Annotated in this window: 7 protein-coding genes; 2 read left to right on the top strand and 5 right to left on the bottom strand. The window is 56.8% G+C overall.

Translation table 11 applies throughout. The features are described from left to right. From RCH87_RS09570 to rimP, 4 genes are all read right to left on the bottom strand, one after another. Nucleotides 1-1,618, bottom strand: a 1,618-nt coding sequence (locus tag RCH87_RS09570) for a translation initiation factor IF-2 N-terminal domain-containing protein (RefSeq protein ID WP_306516471.1), incomplete at its 3' end; no start/stop codon positions are given. 101 nt (nucleotides 1,619-1,719) lie between these two features. Then, complete coding sequence (locus RCH87_RS09565; protein ID WP_306516470.1) at nucleotides 1,720-2,028, bottom strand: YlxR family protein; 309 nt, start codon at nucleotides 2,026-2,028, stop codon at nucleotides 1,720-1,722. 156 nt (nucleotides 2,029-2,184) lie between these two features. After that, entirely contained in the window at nucleotides 2,185-3,447 is a 1,263-nt protein-coding gene (gene nusA / locus RCH87_RS09560; protein WP_306516469.1) for a transcription termination factor NusA, read from the bottom strand. A 116-nt stretch (nucleotides 3,448-3,563) separates the two neighbouring features. After that, complete coding sequence (rimP, locus tag RCH87_RS09555; protein WP_306516468.1) at nucleotides 3,564-4,232, bottom strand: ribosome maturation factor RimP; 669 nt, start codon at nucleotides 4,230-4,232, stop codon at nucleotides 3,564-3,566. 94 nt (nucleotides 4,233-4,326) lie between these two features. Here rimP and RCH87_RS09550 point away from each other — a divergent pair, with 94 nt between their 5' ends. Both RCH87_RS09550 and RCH87_RS09545 read left to right on the top strand, forming a co-directional pair. Then, nucleotides 4,327-5,265, top strand: coding sequence for a hypothetical protein (locus RCH87_RS09550; protein ID WP_306516467.1), 939 nt, complete (start codon nucleotides 4,327-4,329; stop codon nucleotides 5,263-5,265). A 9-nt stretch (nucleotides 5,266-5,274) separates the two neighbouring features. Continuing rightward, the gene (locus RCH87_RS09545) at nucleotides 5,275-6,258 is read left to right on the top strand and encodes a PhzF family phenazine biosynthesis protein (RefSeq protein WP_306516466.1); all 984 of its coding nucleotides are present in this window, start codon (nucleotides 5,275-5,277) and stop codon (nucleotides 6,256-6,258) included. A 40-nt stretch (nucleotides 6,259-6,298) separates the two neighbouring features. Here the strand turns inward: RCH87_RS09545 and RCH87_RS09540 are convergent. After that, nucleotides 6,299-7,532, bottom strand: a 1,234-nt coding sequence (locus RCH87_RS09540) for a YbaK/EbsC family protein (protein ID WP_306516465.1), incomplete at its 5' end; no start/stop codon positions are given.

Here is a 7,532-nt window from a genome sequence, read left to right as displayed (position 1 = left end):
TCTGTGTGAAGGCCTCGTGACCAGGGGTATCCAGGAAGGTCAGCGTACGTTGCTTGCCTTCTGCAGTGACTTCGGTTTGGTAAGCACCAATGCCCTGGGTAATGCCGCCCGCTTCGCCTTCACCTTCGTTGGTTTTACGAATGGTATCCAGCAAGCGAGTTTTACCGTGGTCGACGTGGCCCATGACGGTGACGACTGGAGGACGCTTCGCGAGGTCTTCCTCATCGCCTTCGTCTTCACCGAACTGCAAGTCAAACGACTCGAGCAGCTCACGGTCCTCGTCTTCCGGAGAAACCACTTCGAGTTCGTAGTTGATCTCTGCGGCCAGCAGCTGCAGGGTTTCTTCGGACACGGTTGCGGTCGCAGTGACCATCTCGCCCATGTTGAACAAAGCCTGTACCAATGCAGCTGGATCAGCATTGATCTTCTCTGCGAAATCTGCGACAGAAGCGCCTCGGCGCAGACGAATGGTCTTGCCCTTGCCGTCCGGCAAGCGAACACCGCCAACTACGTTTGGTGCGTGCAGCTCCTCGTACTCGGCTTTCTTCTGCCGTTTGGACTTCTTACCACGGCGCGGTGGGCCACCTGGACGGCCGAATGCACCCGCGGTACCGCCACGACGGCCACCGCGTCCACCACGGAAGCCACCTGGAGGGCCACCACGACCTGGAGCGCCAGGACCAGTTTTGCCGCGCCCCCGGCCACTGCCGGCTTGTTTGTTTGGCATTGCTGCAGGTGTTGGGCTTGCCGGCATCATAGCTGGGGTTGGACGACGGCTACCACCGCTGCGCTCATTCGACGATCCAGAACGGTTATCCCGTGGCTTCGAGCCACCATCGCGTGCTGGTTTGCCTTGGTTCGGCTTCGCTTGGCCTGGCTTTGGTCCCTTAGAACCGCCCGGACGTGGGCCCGGTTTCGCACGGTCATCGCCTGCACCAGAAGAAAATGGGTTGTTAGCAACCTTTGGCCGACCGCCTGGTTTAGGCATTGGCCGAGGCATAGCGGTGCCTGGATTCGGAGCTCCAGGCTTCGGTGCACCGGATTTAGCTTGTCCAGGTTTCGGCTGACCCGGCTTTGGTTGACCAGGCTTTGCCGCGTTCGTTTTCGCCGTGTTCGTTTTCGCCGCAGTCGGCTTCGCTGCCTCAGGCTTTGCACCGCCTGGCTTCGGTGTGTTCACACCAGGTCGTGCTGCCTGGCGTTTGTCGGCACCAGAGACTGCACCCTTAGCACCCGGGCCGGACTGGCCGCGTTGTGCAGAAGGTTGACTCTTAGCAGGTTTCGCTGGACGTTCTTGTCCAGGCTTCGGTTGACCGGGTTTCGGTTGACCAGGCTTGGCTTGGCCTTGCTGTACCGCACCTGGTTTCGGCGCGCTTGGTTGTGCTCCAGGTTTTGCCTGTGGAGTTGATTTTTGCGCACCAGCCTTTGGCGCTTCAGCTGCACCAGCAGCGCTCGACGCATCTTGCTCATAATGCGCACGCATCTTTTTCACTACTGGTGGTTCAATTGTGGATGACGCAGTCTTGACGAATTCGCCTTTTTCTTTCAGCGTCGCAAGTAGTTCTTTACTGGTAATGCCGAGCTGTTTCGCTAGCTCGTGCACGCGTAGTTTTCCGGGCACTTGTCTCCTCTGTTGTTTACTAGAGGCCCAAGTAACCCTTGTGACCCCTAGTGTTTGCTAGTGACTTTCATCGCTGATGCAACTTCATGGTTGAGTGCTCATCAGTGTCGGTCTTCCTTACATTCTCTAGTCGGTGAAGCGGCGCGGGCTTCCAGGTACCTACGTACATGACCAGCATCCAGTTGCCTGGACGTTTTGAACGCACGCGCAAAAGCGCGGCGCTGCAGCGCCATATCGAGTGCAGACAATGTCGGTGTAATCCAAGCTCCGCGGCCGGGCAGGCTACGGGAGGGATCCGCGAGAACGCGGTTGTGATCATTGGGATCAAGCACCAGACGCAGCAGGTGGGAATCTGAGCAACGTTCGCGGGTAGCAATGCAGGTCCGAATCGGGCTTACACCTGGGGACATTGCATCCTTTCCGCTCGCGTTGGCTACATACTCGCCTGCATTCATTCTGCACGCAATAGTCCAGTCTAATAGATATTAGACGAAAGGTGAACTCAGTAATCTACCCAGAGATTACTCAAACTTATCTGTGGCCTGAACGACCGCGATCTAGACTCGCTAGACGTCTTCGCGCTCACCGCTGTCCGCGGCTGGGATAGCAGCGCCGTTATTATCATCGGCTGCGAATTCACCGTTACTGCTTTCGCCATCACCGTTTTCCCCAACAGTATTTTGACCGTCTTGGTTTTCACCGTCGTACTTTTCATTGGCGTAGGTCGAAGCTTGCGCTTGAATGCGACTACGAACCTGTTCGAGCGGCTCCAGTTTTTCGGTATCCGAGTGGATATCAATCTTCCACCCGGTTAGACGTGCAGCCAACCGAGCATTTTGCCCTTCTTTACCGATCGCGAGCGAGAGCTGGTAATCGGGCACGACGACGCGAGCTTGTTGTTCTTGTTCATCGAGCACTTCAGCTTTGACAACTTTCGATGGCGCGAGAGCATTGCCAACATAAACCGCCGGGTTGTCGGAATAGCCGATGATGTCGATTTTTTCACCGCCCAACTCGCGCAGGACATTGTTCACGCGTTGGCCACCCGGCCCGATGCATGCCCCCTTTGGATTCAGTCCCTTCGCATTCGCACGCACCGCGATCTTCGTACGATGACCGGCCTCACGGGCAATAGCTAAAATTTCCACGCTGCCATCGGCAACCTCTGGAACCTCAAGTTCAAACAAACCACGAACGAGCTCGGGGTGAGTGCGCGAAAGGTTGACCTGCACATTAGTGTTTTGCCGATTCACGCCAACCACATAAGCCTTGACGCGATCGCCGTGCTTGAGTTTTTCTCCCGGGACTTGCTCGGCTGGCAGCAGAATGCCGTCCTGGGCATCAATCTCGGTACCCAATTCAACGACAACGATGCCACGAGCATTCGCTCGCGCGTCAGCCTGCACGATGCCAGAAACTACTCGCCCTTCGGTCTCGGAATACGTCTCAAAGGTACGACCGGCTTCAGCCTCACGCAGCTTGTGCACGATTGCGTTTCGGACTGCTGGGGCACCGATTCTCGCAAAGTTAATAGGGGTGTCGTCATATTCAGACTCGACTTCACCAGCAGCATCAAGCTCTTGAACGATCACCGCTGCCGTGCCGGTATCGGTGTCGATATCGACACGAGCACGATCTGTTGGGCCAGTTTCACCTGCAGCTGCCGCCCGCGCACGGTTAGCTTTGCCCGCGCCAGACAAGTCTTCTTCCATCCCGCGATGTTCCCGGTAAGCACCGAGTAATGCGCGGGCGATAGTCTCTAGCAGCTCCTCAACGGGGATACCTTTTTCTGTTTCAATACTGCGTAGTGCGTTGAGATCAATATTCACTTGTGGTCGTCCTAGTCTCTGCGTTCCGTGTCAATGTTTGCAATGTCGTTGCTCGTAATCTCAGTGCTTGTCATATCGTCAGCCGTCGCATGTTTGGCTGTGATCTCTGAGGTTGATCACTCCATGGTTGTGGAATCCGGCGAGCTTTTCTCCGGCGAGATTGTCGCCGACGAAATTGTCTCAGCGATTTCCACGCGAGCAAACGACTGCTCCGTCACCTCGAGTTCAGCACGTGGCGGCTGCGAGAATTCAATTTCTACCACCGCATGTACCGAAGAAGCCAATTCCAAGGCCACTGGATCCCGACGTTTCCGGGCACTCGCTTGCCCACCGGATTTTTTGTTCCCAGATCCAGCCGGGCCCACACCCGATTGTTTAGTTGGAACCAAAATCACCGCCGTCTCATCATCGGCAAGCGCTCCAATACGCCAGATCTCCGGTGTGCCCTGTCCATCCAACTGCACAGCGACCAAGCGGTGGCGGTTTCGTCGCCAGTGACGCGGCGCGCTTAACGGCATGTCCAGCCCCGGCGTCGAAACCTCCAGGGTGTAACCCGGCCCGAAGCTCATGTCGCCGACGTCCTCTCGCGCATCTAGTTCTTCTCCGATGTGCTGCGCGAGTTTTTCTAGCAGATCAGAATCTGGACGCTGGTCGCCATCCAGATAGATGCCAACCTGAGATTTCTTTCCAGCGCGGGTAACTTTTATGTGTTCAATATCAAGCTGGAACGCACTCACGATGGGCTCTAGTGCTTCTTGCAATTGTGTCGTCGACGGGAATGCCATAACCACCAGCCTAACCGTCGGCGGTAGTGTATTCGCTGTGAACCCCATGCGAGTATTCACCCGATTGTCATTCCGAGTAACCAAAATCACTGGTGTGAGAAGTTCTGCTCGCACTCGTCGTCCAGAAATCTCTGAGCAGCCGCGCTACCGTCGTCGCGCAGGTCTTGGCCTTAGCCTAGCTGCAACTAGCCTAGTGATTGCCGGATGCGATTTGTCCTGGAGCAACACACTCGACGGGATAGCCCAGCATTTCGGCCCAGCGCCAGAGCAGTCGTTAGTAAGCTTGGCTTTCAGCGCCGAAGACGAAGCAGCCTCTTTTGCTGCAACAGATCCTGTTCTCTCTGAGCTTCGCGCCCAGCAAGCAGGGGCGCTTTTCGACGAAATCGCGCGGGTTTGCGGCCACTACCCGGACGGTACAGCCCCAGCTACCTGCGCAATCGACCGCACTGAACGCAGCGGTTACGATGGCGAACATGCCGTTGCCGAATCCGCAGAACAGGCCTTAGACCAACTGCTGGGTTCACTAACCGACGCACCAGAAGACTCACATGCGCTACTCATCGAACAAGCTGTGGTACTCGCACAACACGTGCCGGAGCTAGAGAAGGCAATAACTGCCGCTCGCGATAACCTCATCTCACAGAACGCGAAAGCCCCAGATTCCTGGTCCGAAATGGCCGATTGGGAATACCGTTTGGGCTTTGGATTGGAATCTGCCCGTGCCTTCCGCAACGGCGAGGAAGCAATCGCCACTGAGAGTGCCGCGGCACAGTCAGATGCCCGCTTGGCCACCTTGCGTCAGCTTGGCATAGCAATGCCGGAACGTGCACTGTCCTATCACGCAGGCCAGCCCAACCCAGAGTTCCCTGGAGTTGCTCCCGAGCTCAACGACGACAACGCAGCTGAATTCGTCGAAACTGCCCTGCAGCAGACCGCACAACAGTGGAAGCTCGTCGCTCTCGGCGCCAAAGACACTGAATGGCGTAAATTAGCTGTGCTTTTTGCTGCCGAAACTAACCGCGTTCTTGGTTAGACTGGCGGCATGGCTAACCATGACACCCATGACACTTCTGTCCGTGACAATTCTGTCCGTGACAATTCTGCCCGTAACACTTCTGTTCAAGACACAACCACGCATGAATTTCTACAACTAGACGTTTTCAGCACCGGTCCGTTCAGCGGAAACCCGTTGGCTGTCATCAACGATGCGGATGATCTCAGCGATCAGCAAATGCAGAATATTGCGCGTTGGACAGGCCTTTCAGAGACTGCATTTCTGTGTTCACCCGACAACGCCAGCAATGCAGACTACAAGGTGCGTATCTTCAGCCCGGATCGTGAGCTCCCCTTCGCTGGCCACCCTACACTCGGGGCAGCCTTCGCCTGGCGCGAGTTCAATGGCCGAGAAAGCCACGATAAAGCAGAAATTACCCAGCAATGCCAAGCAGGGATCGTCACTGTGCGTGAAGAAGACGGCAAACTCTACTTCGCCGCTCCTGAGCTACGGCGCACTGGTCCATTGGACGATAACACCATTGGAACCATCGTGCGTGCGCTCGGAATTTCACATTACGACATCATCGACCACGCCTGGGGCGACAACGGCCCCGGCTGGGCATTGATTCAGCTGAAAAATGCCGATGCTGTGCGCCGCATTAAGGCACGCACCCATGGGCACGTGAATATGGCGATTTTTGGATTTGAAGAAGCCGTCACCCATAAGGACGTCGAACCACTCGTCGGCGCCACGGATGAAGAATTCGTCGCGGACGCAGGACATGCTGCCGAAGGCGAAGCCATCCTGGAGGTGCGAGCAGTGCATGGTTCACACGAGGACCCTGTAACCGGATCCGCAAATGCGGCGATCGCGCAATTTCTCCACGCGAAAAATGCAGTGCCTAAGCGCTATCGTGCAAAACAAGGCTCCCGCATCGGCTTCAATGGGGAGATTGATGTCAACATTGATTCCGAAATTTGGGTCGGTGGCAAGGTCACGCGAATTATCCGCGGCAGCATTGAGATTTAACACCGCCGCGGTGCCCAGCTCGTCGGGCTAGTCCGGAGGGCTAACGGGTGGTTTGTGCTTGTCGGTCGTTGCCAAGGATCTGGATAATCTTGGCGACGATTTCTTCCTCGGCGACTTCTACAGTGTCGCCACCGCGGATACGCAGCTCTAGTTTTCCATCGGAATACGCACGGCCAACCACCGCGATCAGCGGCATGCCCAAAAGCTCGGCGTCTTTGAAGCGCACACCGGGACTAACCTTGGCTCGGTCGTCGTACAGCACATCGATACCATGATCGGACAAACTGGTGGCGAGACGATCACCAGCTTGTTGCGCCTGCTCCCCCTTAGCCGCAACAGCGACGTGCACCTGATATGGCGCCGCAGACACGGGCCAGCACAAGCCCTTATCGTCATGGTTTTGTTCCGCCAATACCGCCAGCATGCGCGAGACACCAATGCCATAAGAGCCCATGGTGGGCACGACTTGCTTGCCGTTTTCGTCGAGGATTGCGACATTGAATGCCTCGGTGTATTTCCGACCCAACTGGAAAATGTGTCCCAGTTCGATACCGCGCTGGATACTCAACACTTCCCCATTGGGGGCGATGTCGCCGTCTTTAACTTCAGCAGCTTCGATCGTGGCCGAAACCTCGAAATCGCGTCCGGCGACCAAGCCAACGACGTGATGCTCAGGCTTATCCGCGCCAGCGATCCAGGTGGTACCACGCACCACGCGAGGGTCCGCCAACGTGCGAAGCCCGGCTTCAGCCAGCCCGCGGGGGCCCACATAACCGCGCACCAAGTTGTGCTTAGCGAGATCTTGCGGGGTTGCCAATTCCACCGTCGCTGGTTCCAAAGCTGCTTCCAGGCGTTTCATGTCCACACCCCGGTCGCCGGGTATGAGTACGCCAACGATTTCTGCTTCAGAATCCGCAGGCTGCTGGATTTTCATCACTACGGTCTTCAGAGCATCAGCAGCGCTGACCTCATGTCCGTTGATCTCCACACCGGCACCATGCGCCCATTCCACCAACGCCTCGATGGTTTCCGCTTTCGGCGTCTCGTACTCTTGCCCCGCCGGGTGTGCCTGCGGATCAGATTCCTTGCCCGGACGAGTGCTCACAGCCTCGACGTTGGCAGTGTAGTCACCGGCGCTGACGAAAGTGTCTTCTCCGTTGGGGGAAATCGCCAAAAACTCTTCCGAAGCCGAGCCGCCCATGGCGCCTGAGGTTGCCTGGCAGATGGCATAGTCGATTCCCACCCGGTCGAAAATACGACGGTAGGCATCGCGG

The organism is Corynebacterium sp. (genome assembly GCF_030826625.1).
Lineage (GTDB): Bacteria > Actinomycetota > Actinomycetes > Mycobacteriales > Mycobacteriaceae > Corynebacterium.
This window is presented reverse-complemented; position numbering and strand designations above follow the sequence as displayed.

Excerpts from the sequence above, each read along its gene's own strand:
- RCH87_RS09565 (WP_306516470.1), bottom strand. The coding sequence starts at position 2,028 with ATGTCCCCAGGTGTAAGCCCGATTCGGACCTGCATTGCTACCCGCGAA.
- rimP (WP_306516468.1), bottom strand. The coding sequence starts at position 4,232 with ATGGCATTCCCGTCGACGACACAATTGCAAGAAGCACTAGAGCCCATC.
- RCH87_RS09545 (WP_306516466.1), top strand. The coding sequence starts at position 5,275 with ATGGCTAACCATGACACCCATGACACTTCTGTCCGTGACAATTCTGTC.